Origin of the sequence: Microbacterium sp. HMWF026 (assembly GCF_003061325.1) — a bacterium.
GTDB classification, from domain to species: Bacteria; Actinomycetota; Actinomycetes; order Actinomycetales; family Microbacteriaceae; genus Microbacterium; species Microbacterium testaceum_E.
This window is the reverse complement of the sequence record NZ_QAJB01000252.1, coordinates 1-18,749: the sequence shown is the minus strand read 5'-3', so window position 1 is coordinate 18,749 and position 18,749 is coordinate 1. Positions and strand designations below refer to the sequence as shown.

The 18,749-nt window shown below is 70.6% G+C and carries 14 protein-coding genes and 1 pseudogene; 8 read left to right on the top strand and 7 right to left on the bottom strand.

What is annotated here, in order from left to right; translation table 11 throughout:
• Positions 1–120: 120 nt before the first annotated feature.
• Positions 121–2,577, bottom strand: coding sequence for a DNA topoisomerase (ATP-hydrolyzing) subunit A (locus DBR36_RS09995; protein WP_108319009.1), 2,457 nt, complete (start codon positions 2,575–2,577; stop codon positions 121–123).
• A gap of 72 nt (positions 2,578–2,649) precedes the next feature.
• Between DBR36_RS09995 and DBR36_RS09990 the strand changes: the two genes are divergently transcribed.
• Entirely contained in the window at positions 2,650–3,777 is a 1,128-nt protein-coding gene (locus DBR36_RS09990) for an alkaline phosphatase family protein (protein ID WP_108319007.1), read from the top strand.
• 54 nt (positions 3,778–3,831) lie between these two features.
• On the opposite strand, the gene sepH is transcribed toward DBR36_RS09990, so the two are convergent.
• The gene (sepH, locus tag DBR36_RS09985) at positions 3,832–4,872 is read right to left on the bottom strand and encodes a septation protein SepH (protein WP_108319005.1); all 1,041 of its coding nucleotides are present in this window, start codon (positions 4,870–4,872) and stop codon (positions 3,832–3,834) included.
• 220 nt (positions 4,873–5,092) lie between these two features.
• Between sepH and DBR36_RS09980 the strand changes: the two genes are divergently transcribed.
• Positions 5,093–5,386, top strand: coding sequence for a DUF4193 domain-containing protein (locus DBR36_RS09980; RefSeq protein WP_058233180.1), 294 nt, complete (start codon positions 5,093–5,095; stop codon positions 5,384–5,386).
• Here the strand turns inward: DBR36_RS09980 and DBR36_RS09975 are convergent.
• Complete coding sequence (locus DBR36_RS09975) at positions 5,361–5,852, bottom strand: DUF3093 domain-containing protein (protein WP_108319003.1); 492 nt, start codon at positions 5,850–5,852, stop codon at positions 5,361–5,363. The genes DBR36_RS09980 and DBR36_RS09975 overlap by 26 nt on opposite strands.
• A gap of 12 nt (positions 5,853–5,864) precedes the next feature.
• On the opposite strand from DBR36_RS09975, the gene dut reads away from it, so the two are divergent.
• From dut to dxs, 5 genes are all read left to right on the top strand, one after another.
• The gene (dut, locus tag DBR36_RS09970) at positions 5,865–6,320 is read left to right on the top strand and encodes a dUTP diphosphatase (RefSeq protein ID WP_181373550.1); all 456 of its coding nucleotides are present in this window, start codon (positions 5,865–5,867) and stop codon (positions 6,318–6,320) included.
• Positions 6,317–6,946: a DUF3710 domain-containing protein gene (locus DBR36_RS09965; RefSeq protein WP_108318999.1), complete on the top strand. Its 630-nt coding sequence runs from the start codon at positions 6,317–6,319 to the stop codon at positions 6,944–6,946. The genes dut and DBR36_RS09965 overlap by 4 nt, the downstream gene beginning before the upstream one ends.
• A complete protein-coding gene (locus DBR36_RS09960; RefSeq protein ID WP_108318997.1) occupies positions 6,943–7,698 on the top strand; it encodes a DUF3159 domain-containing protein in 756 nt (251 codons plus the stop codon). The genes DBR36_RS09965 and DBR36_RS09960 overlap by 4 nt, the downstream gene beginning before the upstream one ends.
• Positions 7,699–7,831: 133 nt before the next feature.
• Positions 7,832–10,672 (top strand): aconitate hydratase AcnA, encoded by a 2,841-nt coding sequence (acnA, locus tag DBR36_RS09955; protein ID WP_108318995.1) that lies wholly within the window; start codon positions 7,832–7,834, stop codon positions 10,670–10,672.
• A 200-nt stretch (positions 10,673–10,872) separates the two neighbouring features.
• Positions 10,873–12,822, top strand: a complete 1,950-nt coding sequence (gene dxs, locus DBR36_RS09950; RefSeq protein WP_108318993.1) for a 1-deoxy-D-xylulose-5-phosphate synthase — start codon at positions 10,873–10,875, stop codon at positions 12,820–12,822.
• 243 nt (positions 12,823–13,065) lie between these two features.
• Here dxs and DBR36_RS09945 read toward each other — a convergent pair whose 3' ends face one another.
• The 4 genes from DBR36_RS09945 to DBR36_RS09930 form a co-directional block, all read right to left on the bottom strand.
• Positions 13,066–15,204 carry a 3-hydroxyacyl-CoA dehydrogenase NAD-binding domain-containing protein gene (locus DBR36_RS09945; protein WP_108318991.1) on the bottom strand — a complete coding sequence of 713 codons (2,139 nt, stop codon included), beginning with the start codon at positions 15,202–15,204 and terminating at the stop codon, positions 13,066–13,068.
• Entirely contained in the window at positions 15,201–16,409 is a 1,209-nt protein-coding gene (locus DBR36_RS09940; RefSeq protein WP_108318989.1) for a thiolase family protein, read from the bottom strand. The genes DBR36_RS09945 and DBR36_RS09940 overlap by 4 nt, the downstream gene beginning before the upstream one ends.
• A gap of 71 nt (positions 16,410–16,480) precedes the next feature.
• Positions 16,481–17,677, bottom strand: coding sequence for an HRDC domain-containing protein (locus DBR36_RS09935; protein ID WP_108318987.1), 1,197 nt, complete (start codon positions 17,675–17,677; stop codon positions 16,481–16,483).
• Positions 17,670–18,260: a DUF3000 domain-containing protein gene (locus DBR36_RS09930; RefSeq protein WP_108319011.1), complete on the bottom strand. Its 591-nt coding sequence runs from the start codon at positions 18,258–18,260 to the stop codon at positions 17,670–17,672. The genes DBR36_RS09935 and DBR36_RS09930 overlap by 8 nt, the downstream gene beginning before the upstream one ends.
• A 25-nt stretch (positions 18,261–18,285) precedes the next feature.
• On the opposite strand from DBR36_RS09930, the pseudogene DBR36_RS09925 reads away from it, so the two are divergent.
• Positions 18,286–18,749 (top strand): annotated as a pseudogene (locus DBR36_RS09925) (alpha/beta hydrolase); the annotation flags it as partial.

Sequence of the window (18,749 nt, the reverse complement as noted above, 5' to 3'; positions counted from 1 at the left end):
GCCCCGACACGCCGCTACGCCGGTCGTGCCGGACGGCGTGTCTGCCATGACTCCCGCCGTTGTGCACGGACGGGAACGGCGGCCAGGCCCAAGGACGAGCCCGGGCCCGGCACCCGGGCGTCAGCGGACGACGGTCCCGACCGCGCCCACCACGGCGTCGAGGGGCTGACCCGACGCGTCGCGCTTCGCGCCCGCCTCGGGCAGGGTGCGCACCGAACCGTCCGATCCCACGGCCCGCGGGTCGGTGCCGACCCAGGCGAGCGTCAGGGCGTCCTCTCCGCGCAGCAGACGCTGCGCGCGCACGCCGCCGGTCGCCCGCCCCTTAGCGGGGAACTCGGTGAAGGCCGAGACCTTGGCCGATCCGGCGTCGGTTCCGGGCAACGCCGCGGACGACCCCGCCACCGTGACCACCACCGCGTCGAAGGCCGAGGCCCCGACGACCGCGAACGCGATCACCCGCGCGCCGTCCGAGAGGCGGATGCCGGCCATGCCGCCCGCCGAGCGCCCCTGCGGCCGCACCGATGACGCGTCGAACCGCAGCAGTTGGGCGTCGCTCGCGACGAAGACGAGCTCCGCGTTGTCGCCGGCGGGGGCCGCGCCCACCACCCGGTCGCCGTCGCGCAGCGAGATGATCTCGATCTCGTCCTTGGCGCCCAGCTCGGTCGCGGCGACGCGCTTGACGACACCCTGCTCGGTACCGAGGGCGATCGTCGGCGCGTCGACCAGCGGGACGATCGCCACGACCTTCTCGCCCTTCGCGAGCGCAAGGTACTGCTCGACCTTGGTGCCCGCCGCCACCTGCACGGAGTTGGCCGGCACCGAGGGCAGGTCGACGGGCGAGAAGCGGACGAGCCGCCCGGCGGAGGTGACCGCGCCGATGTCGCCGCGCGTGGTGGTGTCGACGCTCGAGAGGATCGCGTCGTGCTTGGACCGGCGGGCGGGCGGGACGACCCCTCCGCCCGGCGCGTCGGCGATCAGTTCGACGCGCACCATGCGGCCGGTCGCCGACAGGTACACGCGGCACGGGGCGTCGGCGATCCGCAGATCGGCGGCGGCCGCCGCCTTGGCCGACCGCGGCTGCACCGGACCACCGTTCAGCAGCAGCGTGCGCCGGGGCGTGCCGTACGCCTCGGCAGCGGCATCCAGTTCTCGCGCCACCTGCTGGCGCAGGAGCGTCTCACTGCCGAGCAGCTCGACCAGCTGCGCGATCTCGGCGTTCAACTGGTCGCGCTCGGCCTCGAGCTCGATCCGCGAGAACTTCGTCAGCCGGCGCAGTCGCAGCTCGAGGATGTACTCGGCCTGAGGGTGCGAGAGATCGAACACCTCCTGCAGCTTGGTGCGCGCCTGCTCCCCGTCGTCCGAGGAGCGGATGACCTGGATGACCTCGTCGATGTCGAGGATCGCGATGAGCAGACCCTCGACGAGGTGCAGGCGCTCGCGCTTGCGGGCCAGGCGGTACTCGCTGCGTCGCGTGACCACGCGCAGGCGGTGGTCGACGTACACCCGCAGCATGTCGCGCAGACCGAGGGTCTGCGGCTGACCGTCGACGAGGGCGACGTTGTTGATACCGAACGAGTCCTCGAGCGGGGTGAGGCGGTACAGCTGCTCGAGGACGGCCTTGGCGTCGAAGCCGGTCTTGATGCCGATGACCAGGCGCAGGCCGTTGTTGCGGTCGGTCAGGTCGGTGACGTCGGCGATGCCGGTCAGCTTCTTGGCCTGGACGGCGTCCTTGATCTTCTCGATGACGCGCTCGGGCCCGACGAGGTAGGGCAGCTCGGTGATGACGATGCCGGTTCGACGCGGTCCGAGGGACTCGATCGACGCTTTCGCGCGGGTGCGGAACGTCCCGCGCCCGTTGGTGTAGGCGTCCTTGATGCCGTCGAGGCCGACGATGATGCCGCCCGAGGGCAGATCGGGGCCCGGGACGAACTCCATCAGTTCGTCGACGGTGGCATCCGGGTTCTGCAGCAGGTGCGTGGCCGCGGCGACCACCTCGATGAGGTTGTGCGGCGCCATGTTGGTCGCCATACCGACCGCGATGCCCGTCGCGCCGTTGACCAGGAGGTTCGGGAAGGCCGCCGGCAGCACCTCGGGCTGCTGGAACTGCCCGTCGTAGTTGGGGATGAAGTCGACGACGTCCTCGTCGAGGTTCTCGGTCAGGGCGAGCGCGGGCGGAGCCAGTCGCGCCTCGGTATAGCGGGGGGCGGCGGGACCGTCGTCGAGTGAGCCGAAGTTGCCGTGACCGTCGATCAGCGGCACGCGCAGCGAGAAGTACTGCGCGAGCCGGACGAGCGCGTCGTAGATGGGAGCGTCGCCGTGGGGGTGGAGCTTTCCCATCACCTCGCCGACGACGCGGGCGCTCTTGACGTGCCCGCGGTCGGGACGCAGGCCCATCTCGGCCATCTGGTACAGGATGCGCCGCTGCACGGGCTTGAGACCATCGCGCGCGTCCGGCAGGGCGCGGGAGTAGATCACGGAGTACGCGTACTCGAGGAAGGACCCCTGCATCTCCGTCGAGACATCGACGTCTTCGATGCGTTCGACGGTCGCGGGGGAGGAGGAACGGGAATCGGGCATGGGATGCGGCCTCGGGTCGGGCGGGCGTCCGCGAACGGACGGGGTCGGGAGCCGTGTGGAAGACTTGCTCCGATGTCACTCAGCCTACCGGCGGACCCGCCGCGCTCCCGGAGCCTCACCGACGTGATGGCGCAGACGATCGCCGCGGTGACGGGCCGATCGGACTGGTTCGCGCCCGCCGAGAGCGCGATCGTCTTCCTGGTCGACGGGCTCGGCGCGCACAATCTCGCGGCACGTCGGGGTCACGCCCGGTTCCTCGGCACGGTCGGCGGCCGCCGCGACGTCGCGCGCACGGTGTTCCCCTCGACGACGGCGGCAGCGCTCACGAGCCTGCTCACCGGCGCCGACCCCGGCACCCACGGCATCGCCGGGTACCGCGTCCGAGTCCCCGGCACCGACACCGCCCCGAACCAGTTGCACGGGTGGGAGACCGACGGCCTCGACCCGCACACGTGGCAGCGCCGGACGCCCCTCTTCGCCGCGCACGCGGCATCCGGGCGGGATGCCTTCGTCGTGTCGCGGCCCGGCTACACCGGCACCGGGTTCACCGAGGCGACCCTGCGCGGGGCGCGTTTCCACCCCTCGGACGACCTCGACGAGCGCGTGGCCCTCGCCGCCGACCTCGCCGCGCGCCACCCCGGCTCGATCACCTATCTGTACGCGCCCGAGCTCGACACGGCCGGTCACCGCGACGGCTGGGAGTCCGACCGCTGGACCGACGCGCTGGAGCGGGTGGATGCCGCCGCCCGCCGCCTCGCGGGGCTTCTGTCGGCGCGCACGGGCGTCATCGTCACGGCCGATCACGGAATGGTCGACGTGCCCGCGCACAAGCACGTGCTGCTCCGCGACGGCGACGCGCTGCTCGAGGACGTCACACTGCTCGGCGGTGAACCCCGCATGCTGCACGTGTACACGGCGGAGGGGCGGATGGATGCCGTGGCCCACCGCTGGGCCCAGAGCGAGGCCGCGCGCGCCTGGGTGCTGACGCGCGACGAGGCCGTCGCCGCCGGGCTCTTCGGCGACGTCGACGCCGAGGTCCTGCCGCGCATCGGCGACGTCGTGGTCGCCGCGCGCGGACGCTTCGCCTATTACGACGACCGTGAGCCCGACAAGCGCCCCCAGCGCATGGTCGGGCAGCACGGGTCGCTCACGGACGAGGAGCGCACCGTTCCGCTGCTGCGCTTGGGCGCCTTCGCCTGACGTGGGCCGGGCCGACGGCATCCCGTCGCCCCGACTCGGCGAGGCCGAGGGGCCTCAGCTCTCGTCGGACCGGGCCCCGAAGACGATCTCGTCCCACGACGGCATGGACGGCCGCCCCTTGGCGCGTCGCGCGGGGTCGGATGCCGGGCGCTCCGCCTCGGGCGCCGGTTCGGCGCGTTCCTCGGGACGGGCGGGCTCGGGACGGACGGGCTCGGGGGCCGGCTCGAACAGCGAGACCGGGGCGCTGGACGGGCGCGGCTCGGGCTCGGCCTCGACACCGGGCAGGGGCTCGCGCTGACCACGCCGACGACGCAGCGCCTCGAGCAGGTCGGCGGTCTCGGACGACGTCACCGGGGCATCCGGCGCGCGCTTGATCGCCGCCGCCTGGACGGCCGCGGCAACGGGTCCGGTCGCCTCGACGCCGGGCTCGTCGTCGATGTCGAGACGACGCGGGCCGAAGGCGCCGCTGTCGAAGCGGGAGTCGTCCTTCGGCACGCTGTCCAGCGCGCGCAGCCGCGGGATCAGTCCCTCGGGCAGCGAGCCCTGGCGGGAGAGCTGGATCGCGTCGGCGTTCTGGGGCGACAGCGTGCTGCGCCGGGGCTCGAAGCCCCACCGAGCATCGTGCTCGATCCCGTTGGCGGTGAACTCGAGCTTGACCATCCAGCCCGTGCTCTCCTTCCAGCTCGTCCACCGCTCGGCGGACGCGCCGGCCTCGGCGAGCTTGGCGCGCACGGCGGCGCCGAAGGTGATCGGAGCGTCGTGCTCAAGGGTGCCGCCCAGCAGCACGGGGACCGCCAGCGCCTGACCGACGACGTGCTCGCGCTCGGCGAGGACGGGCGGCTCGAAGCGCTGGACGTCTTCGACGCGCGCGTTCAGCAGCGTCGCCACCTCGCGGGCCGAGAGTCCGGCGCGGATGTGCGCCTGGATCTCGCGCGGGCTGGGACGCGGGGCGCGGTCGTCGTCTTCGCGGTCCCGACGGGCGCGTCGCGCTTCCGCGCGCAACACCTCGTCGAGCGGAAGGGCGAAGCGTTCGCCCGCCTGAGTCGCCACGACGAGGACGTCATCCTCGGTTCCGATGACTTTGAGCTGTTCCATGCGAAACACCCCTCCGATCTGCGGTCAGCGCCCATGCTGACATGCGCGCCGCCCGGTTGCGGGAATATCGCGGGCGCGCCGCGAGTTTCCGCTCTGGCTCGACACGCACGCGACCGCACGAGCATTTGCTTATCGCAGACGTGTCATGCAAACTATGCCCGCCCGATCGGGAACCCGACCGGCACAGCACCACGAAATCCGGAAGTAGAGACCTTCACGCATGGCAACCGATTACGACGCACCGCGCAAGACCGAGGACGACAGCGAGTCGATCGAGGCCCTCAAGGAGCGCGTGCCCGACAAGGCGTCGGGGTCGATCGACAACGAGGATGCCGACAACCCCTCGGGCTTCGAACTGCCCGGCGCCGACCTCTCCGACATCGAGCTCGATGTCGTCGTCCTGCCCGCCCAGGAGGACGAGTTCACCTGCATGAGCTGCTTCCTCGTGAAGCACCGCTCTCAGATCGCGGAAGAGAGCGGCCCCGGCTTCATCTGCCTGGAGTGCGCAGCCTGACCTGAGCGCGCTGGATCGCCGCGATGAGGCGATCCGGCGTGCGGGTGGACACCACCCAGTACGGGGTCGGGTCGTCGGGGTCGGTCACGGGAACCGTGACGATGCCGTCGATCCCGCCCCGGATGACATGCCAGGCCCGGTGGTCGAGACCACTCCCACGGGCCGTGCGGGCCTCTTCGGCGACGACCCCCGAGGGGACGCCCAGCAGATCCACGGGGATGTGCGCCCGCCCGGCGCGCAGTTCTCCGTCGCTCACCTCGACCACCGGCGCCAGCGCGAGCAGCGCGGCAACGATGCCCACCGACACGATCAGCCCGATGAACAGGGCCAGGGTCGTGTCGAGGGGCGAGAAGACGACGGCGGCCATCGGGCCGCACACGGCGGCGGCGACCAGCGCCCACAGCGACGGGCTGAGACGCTCGCGGTACTCGACTGCGGTGCGGATGCCGCACCCCCTCTTCTGCATTACCCTCGTGGGGTGACCGAAACGGTGGACGTCCTCATTGTCGCATCCGAGCCCCCGGTCTTCGCCCACCCCGGCGACGCCGGAGCCGACCTGACCTCCGCCGAAGCGCTGCGGCTCGAACCCGGCCGCCGCGCCCTGGTCTCGACGGGGGTGCGCATCGCACTGCCAGAGGGGTACGCGGCCTTCGTGGTCCCGCGCAGCGGCCTGGCCGCCAAGCACGGCATCACCATCGTCAACTCCCCGGGGACCATCGACGCCGGCTACCGCGGCGAGATCAAGGTGGCCCTGCTCAACACCGACCTCGACGAGGCATACGACATCGCGGTCGGAGACCGCATCGCCCAGCTCATCGTGATGCCCGTCCCGCCCGTGCGCTTCGTCCCCGTCGACGACCTTCCCGACAGCGTGCGCGGCGACGGCGGCTTCGGATCGAGCGGATACCAGACCCTGCAAGGGAGCACCCGATGACCGACGACGCGTCGCAGACCACACCCGAGGACGAGCAGACCGCCCTCGAACCCACACCCCCCGCCAAAAGCGCTCCGGCCGATCGCGACAGCGCCGGCCCGTTCGACGAGGCCGAGGCCAACCCGGTGCGCCCCTACATCGACCTCGGCGGCATCAAGATCCTGCCGCGCGAGGGGCTGAACCTGCGCCTTGAGGTCGAGGAGCAGACCAAGCGCATCGTCGCCGTCGGTCTGGACTACGCCGAGTCGACCCTGCAGGTGCAGCCGTTCGCGGCGCCGCGCTCGAGCGGCCTGTGGGAAGAGACGCGCGAGCAGATCCGCCAGCAGGTCAAGCAGCAGGGCGGCCGCGTCGAGGAGCGCGAGGGCCCCCTGGGGCCGGAGCTCCTGGCCGAGGTTCCCGTAGCGGGTGCAGACGGCGCCGGAAAGCGTCTCGCGCGCTTCGTCGGCGTCGACGGCCCCCGGTGGTTCCTGCGCGGCGTCGTGGGGGGCGCTGCCACGAGCGACATCGAGGCGGCGGCCGCCGTCGAGGACCTCTTCCGCTCGATCGTCGTCGTCCGCGGAACGTCGCCGATGCCGCCGCGCGACCTGATCCCTCTCCGGATGCCGTCGACCCCCGGCACGGCATGAGCGAGGACTCCGCCCGCCCCGCGCGCGACGGGGACCGCGTGCCGCTCGAACCGCCGTCCGCGGCCGACACCCTCGGCGCCGCCCTCGGCGGTGCCGCCCGGCGCGCGGGCCTCGACCCCGCGGCGCACGCGACGACCGGCGCCGCGGTGTGGTCGGCGATGGGCGGGTGGCGCGGCATCCTCGAATCCGTCCTGCCGTCACTGGCCTTCGTGGTGCTGTACACCGTCACGATCGACCCCGAGACACGGCAGGGCAACCTGTGGGTGAGCCTGGGCGTCTCGGTCGGCCTGGCGGTCGTCTTCACCCTCGCGCGCCTGATCGCCAAGTCGCCCCCGAGCGCCGCGATCGGCGGCTTGCTCGCGACGGCCGGCGCCGCCGCCCTCGCGCTGCTGACCGGCCGCGGGCAGGACAACTTCGTGCTGGGCTTCTTCACGAACGGCGCCTACGGCACGGCGTTCCTGGTGAGCGCGCTCGTCGGCTGGCCGCTCATCGGCCTGGCCGCCGGATACCTGATGGGGGAGGGCACGCGCTGGCGGGCCGACCGGCGCAAGAAGCGCGCCTACACGTGGCTCTCGGTCGCGTGGGCCGCGTTGTTCGCCGCGCGGCTGATCGTGCAGCTGCCGCTGTACTTCGCGGGTGACGTCACGGCGCTCGGCACGCTGAAGATCGTGATGGGGCTGCCCCTGTTCGCGCCGATGCTCGCCGTGACGTGGCTCGTCGTGCGATCTCTCTCACCTCGCCGAGAGTCCTGATATTATCTTGACATCAAGATAAATCCGTCTCCCCGGAATGGTTAGGTCGGCCTTGCTGGTGCCGATCGCACGGCCCGGGGAAGATGGGAAATGCGGGCTGACGCCTGCGCATTCGCCGACGAAGGAGACGATCGTGTCCACGGTTGACAGCTTCGGTGCCAAGAGCACCCTGACGGTCGGCAGCACCGACTACGAGATCTTCCGGATCGACACGGTCGCCGGTTACGAGAAGCTCCCCTTCAGCTTGAAGGTGCTGCTCGAGAACCTCCTGCGCACGGAGGACGGCGCCAACGTCACCAAGGAGCAGATCCAGGCTCTCGGCTCGTGGGTCCCCACGGCCGACCCCGACACCGAGATCCAGTTCACGCCGGCGCGCGTGGTCATGCAGGACTTCACCGGTGTGCCCTGCATCGTCGACCTCGCCACCATGCGCGAGGCCGTCACCGCCCTCGGCGGCGACCCTAACAAGATCAACCCGCTCTCGCCCGCCGAGATGGTCATCGACCACTCGGTCATCGCCGACCTGTTCGGCAGCGAGAACGCCCTCGAGCGCAATGTCGAGATCGAGTACGAGCGCAACGGCGAGCGGTACCAGTTCCTGCGCTGGGGCCAGACGGCCTTCGACGACTTCAAGGTCGTGCCCCCGGGAACGGGCATCGTGCACCAGGTCAACATCGAGCACCTCGCCAAGGTCGTCTACGACCGCTCGGTCGACGGCGTCCTGCGCGCCTACCCCGACACCTGCGTCGGCACCGACTCGCACACCACGATGGTCAACGGCCTGGGTGTTCTGGGCTGGGGCGTCGGCGGCATCGAGGCCGAGGCCGCGATGCTCGGTCAGCCCGTGTCGATGCTGATCCCGCGCGTGGTCGGCTTCAAGCTCAGCGGCGAGATCCCCGCCGGCGTGACCGCGACCGACGTCGTCCTCACCATCACCGACATGCTGCGCCAGCACGGCGTGGTCGGCAAGTTCGTCGAGTTCTACGGCGAGGGCGTCGCCTCGGTGCCGCTGGCCAACCGCGCCACCATCGGCAACATGAGCCCCGAGTTCGGCTCGACGGCCGCGATGTTCCCCATCGACGACGTCACGCTCGACTACCTGCGCCTGACCGGTCGCGACGAGCAGACCGTCGCCCTCGTCGAGGCCTACGCCAAGGAGCAGAAGCTCTGGCACGACCCGGCTCGCGAGCTCGTCTTCAGCGAGTACATGGAGCTCGACCTCTCGACGGTCGTCCCCTCGATCGCCGGCCCGAAGCGCCCGCAGGACCGCATCCTGCTCTCCGAGGCCAAGTCGCAGTTCGAGAAGGACATCCTCAACTACGCGGCCGTGTCGACCACCGACTCGGTCGTCGACCTCGAGGTCGACGGCACCTTCCCGGCATCCGACCCCGGCGCCGTCCCCGGCGAAGAGAGCGAAGACGTCACCGAGAGCGACGTCCTCATCTCGTCCGGCCACCCGGTCAACGCCTCCAAGCCTGTCAAGGTCACCACGCCCGACGGGCAGTCGTACCTGCTCGACAACGGTGCGGTCACCCTCGCGGCCATCACCTCGTGCACGAACACCTCGAACCCCTCGGTCATGATCGCGGCGGGCCTGCTCGCCAAGAACGCCGTCGACAAGGGCCTCAAGCGCAAGCCGTGGGTCAAGACGACGCTCGGACCCGGCTCGAAGGTCGTCACGGACTACTACGAGAAGTCCGGTCTCGACAAGGCGCTCGAGGGCCTCGACTTCTACACCGTCGGCTACGGCTGCACGATCTGCATCGGCAACTCCGGCCCCCTCATCGAGGAGGTCTCCGAGGCGATCAACGAGAACGACCTGGCCGTGTCAGCCGTCCTCTCGGGCAACCGCAACTTCGAGGGTCGCATCAGCCCCGACGTCAAGATGAACTACCTGGCATCCCCGCCCCTGGTGGTCGCCTACGCGCTGGCCGGTTCGATGAACTTCGACTTCGAGACCGACGCCCTGGGCAAGGACCAGAACGGCGACGACGTCTTCCTCAAGGACATCTGGCCGGCCCCCGACCAGGTGCAGACGATCATCGACGCGTCGATCTCGCGCGAGCAGTTCATCCAGCAGTACGCCACCGTCTTCGAGGGCGACGAGCGCTGGAAGAACCTGCCCACGCCGACCGGCCCCGTCTTCGACTGGGATGCCGACTCCACCTACGTGCGCAAGGCGCCCTACTTCGACGGCATGTCGATGGAGCCCTCGCCGGTCACCGACATCACCGGTGCGCGCGTCATGGCGACGCTCGGCGACTCGGTGACCACCGACCACATCAGCCCGGCCGGCAACATCAAGGCGGGTACCCCCGCTGCGCAGTACCTGACCGAGCACGGCGTCGCGCAGAAGGACTTCAACTCGTACGGCTCGCGCCGTGGCAACCACGAGGTGATGATCCGCGGCACCTTCGCGAACATCCGTCTGAAGAACGAGCTCACCGCTGCGGTCAACGACGGCACGGTCGTCGAGGGCGGCTACACCCGCGACTTCACCCAGGAGGGCGGCCCGCAGTCGTACATCTTCGACGCGAGCCAGAACTATCAGGCGCAGGGCACCCCGCTGGTGATCTTCGGCGGCAAGGAGTACGGCTCGGGCTCGTCGCGCGACTGGGCGGCCAAGGGCACCAACCTGCTGGGCGTCAAGGCGGTCATCACCGAGAGCTTCGAGCGCATCCACCGCTCGAACCTCATCGGCATGGGTGTCGTGCCGCTGCAGTTCCCGGCCGGCGAGAGCTGGAAGTCCCTGGGCCTCGACGGCACCGAGATCGTCTCGATCGAGGGTCTCGAGCAGCTGAACGAGGGCGTCACGCCCAAGACGGTGAAGGTCACGGCCGAGCCGAGCGACTTCTCGCCCGCGGGTAAGCAGACCGTCACGTTCGACGCCGTGGTCCGCATCGACACCCCCGGTGAAGCCGACTACTACCGCAACGGCGGCATCCTGCAGTACGTGCTGCGTTCGCTAGTCTGATCCCGCTGCCCGATGTGCCCCGGAAGCCCTGCGCTTCCGGGGCACATCGGCGTTACGGCGACCGCTCGCGCCGGCTGTACACCCCGCCGCACGCGCACGGGACGGCGCTGAACGCAAGCCGTTGCCGGGCCCCTCAGGCCCCCGGAGACTAGAATCGACCCGTACGCGCGACACCGCGCGCACCCCACGAGAGGAGTCGCATGGCTCTCCTGCCCGGCATCCGCGGACCCCGCGATCTCGATGCCCTCACGCCCGACGAATTGCGTCAACTGGCCACCGAGGTCCGGTCGTTCCTCGTCGAGAACGTCGCCCGCACGGGCGGCCACCTCGGTCCCAACCTCGGCGTCGTCGAGCTGACGATCGCCCTGCACCGGGTGTTCGACTCGCCCGCCGACCCCATCATCTTCGACACCGGTCACCAGTCCTACGTGCACAAGATGCTCACCGGCCGCCAGGACTTCTCGAAGCTGCGCTCGCGCGGCGGTCTGGCGGGCTACCCGCAGCGGTCCGAGAGCGAGCACGACGTGGTCGAGTCCTCGCACGCCTCCAGCTCGCTGAGCTGGGCGGACGGCATCTCGCGCGCCTTCAGCCGGACCGGGCGCCGTGATCGTCACGTCGTCGCCGTCGTCGGCGACGGCGCGCTCACCGGCGGCATGACGTGGGAGGCGCTGAACAACATCAGCGACGACAACGACCGCAACCTGGTCATCGTCGTCAACGACAACGGTCGTTCCTACGCTCCGACCATCGGCGGCATGGCGCGCTACCTCAACCGAGTTCGCACGAACGAGGCGTACCGCACGCTGCACCGCGGCTCCGACACCCTCTTCCGCCGCCTCGGCCCCGCCGCGCGTGCGGTGTACCGCGGCGTCCGCGGCGGCACCCACGGCTTCCTCTCGCGGTTCACGAACAACGAGGCGCTCTACAGCAACCTCGACATCAAGTACCTCGGCCCCATCGACGGTCACGACTTCGAATCGCTCATCGAGACGCTCGAGCTCGCCAAGTCCTACGGGGCACCGGTCATCGTGCACGCCATCACCGACAAGGGCAGCGGCTACGCCCCGGCGATGAGCGACGAGGCCGATCAGTTCCACGCCGTCGGCAAGATCGACCCGATCACGGGCGAGGCGCTCGGCTCGGGCGGCGGTCCCCAGTGGACCGACGTGTTCGCCGACGAGCTCGTGGCGGTCGGATCCGAGCGCGACGACATCATCGCGATGACCGCGGCGATGCTGCGCCCCACCGGCCTGCAGAAGTTCTCGGAGCGCTTCCCCGAGCGCGTGTACGACGTCGGCATCGCCGAGCAGCACGCGGTGACCTCGGCCGCGGGACTCGCCTTCGGCGGGTTGCACCCGGTCGTCGCGATCTACGCGACGTTCATGAATCGCGCCTTCGACCAGGTCATGATGGACGTCGGCCTGCACAAGGCCGGTGTCACCTTCGTCCTCGACCGCGCGGGGGTCACGGGGCCCGACGGTCCCAGCCACCACGGCATCTGGGATCTCGCGATGCTGCAGCTCGTCCCCGGCATCCGCATCGCCGCGCCGCGCGACGCCGCGCGTCTGCGCGAGGTGTTCCGCGAGGCGACGGCGATCGAGGACGCACCCACGGTCGTCCGCTACCCCAAGGGCAAGGTCAACGACGACGTCGAGGCGATCGAGCGCCTCGACGACGGAGTCGATGTCCTGGCGCGCGGGGCGGGCGAAGACGTCCTGCTGGTCGGCATCGGACCGATGGTGCACCTCGCCATGGAGGTCGCCGAGCGTCTCGAGGCCCAGGGCATCGGCGCGACGGTCATCGATCCGCGCTGGGCGATCCCCGTGCAGCCGTCGATCGTCGACCTCGCCCGCGAGCACCGTCTGGTGATCACGATCGAGGACGGCATCCGCGTCGGCGGCGTCGGCACGCGCGTGCGACAGGTCCTGCGCGAAGCGGGGGTCGACACGGCCGTCGACGAGCTCGGCATCCCGGACGAATTCATCGACCACGCCTCGCGGGAGCAGATCCTCGAGGATGCCGGTCTCACGGCCTCCAAGATCGCCCAGGACGTGGTGGCGCAGGTGCTCGGCACGCGCATCCCCATGGCCCGGCAGACCCCGACGGGCTCGATCCCCACGATCGCCGAGTGGGAGCAGACGCGCCCGTAAGCGCCGATTCGACGCGGAACAGGCCGGGATGCCCGCATCCCGGCCTGTTCTTCGCGTGCGGGCGGTTCCCCTCTGTCACGAGGACCGGAACTGTCACGAGGACAGGAGAGAGCACCCAGAACAGGAAGAGATCGCCGTAGACGCCCTGTTCTCATCACGCCGCCTGTTCCGGCGGCGACGACCGCCGCGAGCGAACGCCGACGGCGCCGCCCCGTGGGGACGACGCCGTCGTGAGAAGGACCGTCAGGCCCCGATGCCGCGGATCGGTGGGTGGTGGAACGTGTCGCCGAAGGCGCGCTCCGACGCCCCCTCGCGGTCGAGGTAGGGCGAGGCCCCTCCGTCGATGAACGGCCAGCCGGCGCCGAGGATGAGGCACAGGTCGATGTCCTGCACCTCGGGCACGACGCCCTCGTCCAGCATGATCCTGATCTCCTGCGCGAGGCCGTCCTGCACGCGGGCGAGGATCGTCTCGGGCGCGACCGGCGTCTTGCCGGTGACGAGCACCTTCTGAGCGGCCTTGGTCCAGCCGGTCACGCGGCCGCCCTTGTCCTTCTCGACGACCTCGGGCAGGGCCGCGAGCTCGTGGAAGTTCTCGGACGAGAAGAACCGATCCGGGAAGGCATGCGCCATCGTGTCCTGCACGTGTGCGGCGACCTTCCAGCCGACGAGGTCGATGAGCTGGAACGGCCCCATCGGCAGTCCGAGCGGCGCGAACGCCTTCTCGACGACCGCGATCGGCGTGCCCTCGTAGACCGCGCGTGCCGCCTCGCCCATGACCTTCGCGAGCAGGCGGTTCACCACGAAGCCGGGCGCGTCGGCGGTCAGCACCGCGTTCTTGCCGAGGCCCTTGGCCACCACGAACGCCGTCGAGAGCGCCGCGTCGGACGTGGCATCCGTCTTCACGACCTCGATGAGCGGCATGACGGCGACCGGGTTGAAGAAGTGGAAGCCCACCAGGCGCTCGGGGTTCTGCAGCACCGATCCGATCTCGGCGACCGAGAGCGACGAGGTGTTGGTCGCGAGGATCGCGTCGTCGGCGACGATCTTCTCGATCGCCGAGAAGACCTCTTGCTTGACGCCGACCTCTTCGAACACGGCCTCGATGACGAAGTCGCAGTCGGCGAACTCGGTGCGGTCGGTCGTTCCGTGCACCAGGGCGCGCAGCTGGTTCGCGGTGTCGCCGTCCAGGCGGCCCTTGGCCTCGAGCTTGCCGATCTCTTCGCGAATGGATGCCACGCCCTTGTCGACGCGGTCCTGATCGAGGTCGGTGATGATCACGGGCACCCGGAGCTTGCGCACGAACAGCAGCGCGAACTGCGAGGCCATGAGGCCCGCGCCGATGACGCCGACCTTGGTGACCTTCTTCGCGAGCGCCTTGTCGGGGGCCCCGACCGGACGCTTGGCGCGCTTCTGCACCAGATCGAAGGCGTACATGGATGCCGCGAACTGGTCGCCCGTGATCAGATCGGCCAGCGCCTCGTCCTCGCGCGCGAAGCCCTCGGCCTTCGTGCCGCTCTTCGCCTTGTCGAGCAGGTCGAGGGCGACGTAGGGGGAGCGGGGGACGGTGCCGATCTTCGACTCGAGCATCGAGCGGGCGACCTTGATCGCGATCGGCCACTTGGTCAGGCGCTCGAGCTTGCCGGGCTCGTTCTTGCGCTCGACCTTCACGCGACCGGTGAGCACGCCGTCGGCCCAGCGCAGCGAGTCCTCGAGGTAGCTGGCCGCCGGGAAGATGGCATCCATGATCCCGAGGTCGAATGCCTGCTGGGGCTTGAGCATGCGGTTCTGCTTGAGCGGGTTCGAGACGACGACCTCGAGCGCGTTCTCGATGCCGATGAGGTTCGGCAGCAGGTAGGCGCCGCCCCAACCGGGGATGATGCCCAGGAACACCTCGGGCAGCGCGACGGCCGCGGCCGAGGCGTCCACCGTGCGGTACGTCGAGTTGAGCGCGATCTCGAGGCCGCCGCCCAGCGCGAGGCCGTTCACGAACGCGAACGAGGGCACGCCCAGCTCGGAGAGCGAGCCGAACACCTGGTGGCCGCGCTGCGCGACGAGGCGGGCGACCTCTCGCGACGGCAGCTTCGCGATGTCGGACAGGTCGGCACCGGCAGCCAGGATGTACTGCTTGCCGGTGATCGCCACGGCGTGGATCTCGCCCGCCGCCGCGCGGCCCTTCAGCGTCGCGAGCGTCTCGCCGAGCTCGGCGAGCGTCGCCGGGCCCAGCGTGTTCGGACGCGTGTGATCACGGCCGTTGTCGAGCGTGATGAGCGCCAGCACGTTACCCGACGGCAGACGCACGTCGCGGACGGGGGAGTGGGTCACCACCTCGTCGCCGGTGAGGGCGTCGAGCGGGCTGAAGTCGATGGATGCGTAGTCGGTCACTTGCGCTTCTTCTTTCCGTCGAAGAACGGGTTCTCCCAGATGACCGAGCCGCCCTGGCCCAGGCCCACGCACATCGCGGTGAGCCCGTAGCGCACGTCGGGCCGCTCGGCGAACTGCGCCGCCAGCTGGATCATGAGACGGACACCGGATGCCGCGAGCGGGTGTCCCAGGGCGATGGCCCCGCCCCACGGGTTCACGCGCGGATCGTCGTCGGCGATGCCGAAGTGGTCCAGCAGCGAGATGACCTGGATCGCGAAGGCCTCGTTCAGTTCGAACAGGCCGATGTCGTCGATCGTCAGCCCGGCCTTCTTCAGCGCCTTCTCGGTCGAGGGGATCGGACCGATGCCCATGATCTCGGGCTCGACACCGGCGAAAGCGAACGACACCATGCGCATCTTGGGCGCGAGACCGAACTCCTTCACCGCGTCCGACCCGGCGAGCAGGCTGATGGTCGCACCATCGGTGAGGGGCGACGAGGTGCCCGCCGTGACGCGACCGTGGGGGCGGAACGGCGTCTTGAGCGTCGCGAGGCCCTCGAGGGTCGTCTCGGGGCGGCGTCCCTCGTCCTCGGTGGCGAGGCCCCAGGCGCCGTCGGCGTCCTTGACGGCCACCGGCACCAGGTCGGGCTGAATCTTGCCGGCCTCGTAGGCGGCCTGCACCTTGTGCTGGCTGGCCACGCCGAAGCGATCAGCGCGCTCCTTGGTGAGGTGCGGGAATCGGTCATGGATGCGCTCGGCCGTCACACCCATGTTGAGGGCGCCCGGGTCGACCAGACGCTCGGCGACGAAACGGGGGTTCGGGTCGACGTTGCCGCCGATGGGGTGTCGCCCCATGTGCTCGACGCCGCCGGCGAGGGCGAGGTCGTACATGCCGACGCCGATCGACGCGCCCATGGTCGTGACGCTCGTCATGGCGCCGGCGCACATGCGCTCGACCGCCAGGCCGGGCACGGTCATCGGCAGACCCGCGAGGATCGCCGCCGTCCGCCCCAGGGTCAGTCCCTGGTCACCGGTCTGCGAGGTCGCGGCGATGGCCACGTCGTCGATCCGGTCCTTCGGCACGTCGCCGTTGCGCTCCATCAACCCGATGATCGCCTTGACGACCAGGTCGTCGGCGCGGGTGTTCCAGTACATGCCCTTCTCGCCGGCGCGCCCGAAAGGGGTGCGTACTCCGTCGACGAAGAAGACGTCCGTCATCTCGGCCACTCTGCCTCCATAGTTTGGGATGCCCCCAGCCTAGGAAGACCGCCGCGGCAGACGGAATCGCTTGTTCGAACCTACGAATCCGATCCGGAGGCGTCGTCGACCTCGTTGAGGGAAGCTACAAAACTATCCGCGATCACCTGTGCGGTCTGGTCAATCTGCCAGGGGCGAGCCCCGAGCTCGGCCAGGGCGGAACCGATCGACGCCGTCGTCACCTCGGCCGGCGGCGCCCATGCCACCCGACGCAGGGTCTCAGGGGTCAGCAGGTTCTCGGTCGGCATCCGCAGTTCTTCGGCGCGCGCCTCGACGGCCGGCCGCGCGGCCTTGAGACGGCGGTCGGCGTCGGGGTTGCGGTCCGCCCATGCGCGGGGAGGAGGCAGCGTGTCGCTGGGCACCCGGTCGGCCGGCAGGTCCGTGGTCTCGCGGCCGGCGACGATGGCGTTCCACCATCGATCGAGCTGCGTGCGGCTCGCCCTCCCGTTGAACTCCTTGACCCCGGCCAGGGCCTGCTTGCTCGCCGGGTCGGCCAGCACCGCGGCCACCAGCGCGCGATCGGGCACCAGGCGGCCGGGAGCGACGTCCTGCTCACGGGCGTAGTCCTCGCGGGCCTGCCAGAGCGAGCGCGCCACGGCCAGGGCACGGCGACCGCGCACGGTGTGCAGCCCGCTCAGCCGACGCCACGGGTCGTCGCGGGCGGGCTTGGGCTGGCGCTCCAGCACCGACTGGAATTCTTGACGCGCGAACTCGGTCTTGCCCTGCTCGTCGAGCTCGGCCACCAGGACGTCGCGGACGTCGACGAGGTGCTCGACGTCAAGGGCCGCGTACTCGAGCCACGACGCCGGCAGGGGCCGCGTCGACCAGTCGGCGGCGGAGTGCGCCTTGGCGAGGGTGATGCCGAGCGTCTGCTCGACCACCGCTCCCAGGCCGACGCGTTCATGCCCCAGGAGGCGCGAGCCCAGCTCGGTGTCGAAGATGCGCGGGGGCTCCAGGCCGCGCTCGCGCAGCGACGGCAGGTCCTGGCTCGCGGCGTGGAACACCCACTCGATGTCGCCGATCGCCTCCTGCAGCGGCACGAAGTCCTCGATGGTCGACGGGTCGAAGAGGAATACCCCGGCATCCCGACGGAACACCTGGATGAGGTACGCGCGCTGCGAGTAGCGGAAACCCGACGCCCGCTCGACGTCGACCGCGACGGGACCGCTCCCGGCGGCCAGGGTCTCGCAGGCGGCGCGGAATTCCGCGGCATCCTCGATGACGATGTACTCAACCACGCGTGGGCCTCCGGGCTCCGAACACAGCGACGCCCTCCGACCCCGGGGGGAGGCCGGCGAGCATGCAGACGAGTTCCGCCCACGCCTCGAGGTGCGGGCGGAAGGGACCGCGCGGCGACCATGACGCGCGAAGTTCGATCTGCGACCCCTCGCCCTGCGCCGCGAGGGCGCCGAAACCGGTCGACAGGGTCTTGGTGGCGGTGCCGGACTCGGAGTGACGGTCGGCGCCGCGGGAGTCGAGGGCGTCGATGAGCCACGACCACGCCACCTCGGCCAGCAACGGATCGACGCCGATCTCGGGCTCGAGCGGTGCCTGCGCAAAGCAGACGATGCGCCACGCCCCACCCCAGGGTTCAGGCTCCTCGGGGTCGTGCAGCAGGATGAAGCGGCCCGTGCCGAAGGGCGAGTCCGTCGCGTGCTCCTCGGGCCGGACGTCACCGGCCAGGGCGAGCGAGAACGGTGCCAGGCCGGCGGGCGACGGGATCTCGCGGACCACCAGATCCTCGCGGAACGTCGTGGCGCGCACCTCCTCGGCGGCACGCGCGAACGGTCCGACGGCCTCCGCCGGGCGATGGTCACTCACGGCCACAGACTAGAGTGAGGCCTCGATGAACGCTCCCAGGCGCGCCGCGGGCGCTCGCGCAACGCGACGTCGCGCGAGCGGCATCCGCGTCGCCCTCTCCACCCTCGGCTTCGCTCTCGCCGCCTCGGCCGGGGCCTTGGGCGCGGTGTCCTACCGCGTCGCCCGCACGGTGGTGCGTCCCGCCGGACGGGTGCCGGACGTGCGGATCGTCCGCGTGGACGCCGCGGCCCAGACGATCACGCTCGCGCGCACCGCCGACACCGAGCTCCCCGGGCGCTACGGCCTGTTCACGGTGGGATCGGCGTCGTACCTGCGCCTGGGCGCGGTCGTGGCCCAAGACGACGCGACGGTCACGCGCAAGCTCCTCACCCACGTGCCCACCGACGGCGACCTGGCCGCCGAGGCCGCCTTCAGCGGCTGGTACTACGACGCCCCCGAGCAGCTGCACCTGCCGTTCCGCGACGTCGACATCGACACCGGCGTGGGCGC

Excerpts from the sequence above, each read along its gene's own strand:
- DBR36_RS09975 (WP_108319003.1), bottom strand. The coding sequence starts at position 5,852 with ATGCAGAAGAGGGGGTGCGGCATCCGCACCGCAGTCGAGTACCGCGAG.
- DBR36_RS09980 (WP_058233180.1), top strand. The coding sequence starts at position 5,093 with ATGGCAACCGATTACGACGCACCGCGCAAGACCGAGGACGACAGCGAG.
- DBR36_RS09960 (WP_108318997.1), top strand. The coding sequence starts at position 6,943 with ATGAGCGAGGACTCCGCCCGCCCCGCGCGCGACGGGGACCGCGTGCCG.
- sepH (WP_108319005.1), bottom strand. The coding sequence starts at position 4,872 with ATGGAACAGCTCAAAGTCATCGGAACCGAGGATGACGTCCTCGTCGTG.
- DBR36_RS09995 (WP_108319009.1), bottom strand. The coding sequence starts at position 2,577 with ATGCCCGATTCCCGTTCCTCCTCCCCCGCGACCGTCGAACGCATCGAA.
- dxs (WP_108318993.1), top strand. The coding sequence starts at position 10,873 with ATGGCTCTCCTGCCCGGCATCCGCGGACCCCGCGATCTCGATGCCCTC.
- DBR36_RS09965 (WP_108318999.1), top strand. The coding sequence starts at position 6,317 with ATGACCGACGACGCGTCGCAGACCACACCCGAGGACGAGCAGACCGCC.
- DBR36_RS09990 (WP_108319007.1), top strand. The coding sequence starts at position 2,650 with ATGTCACTCAGCCTACCGGCGGACCCGCCGCGCTCCCGGAGCCTCACC.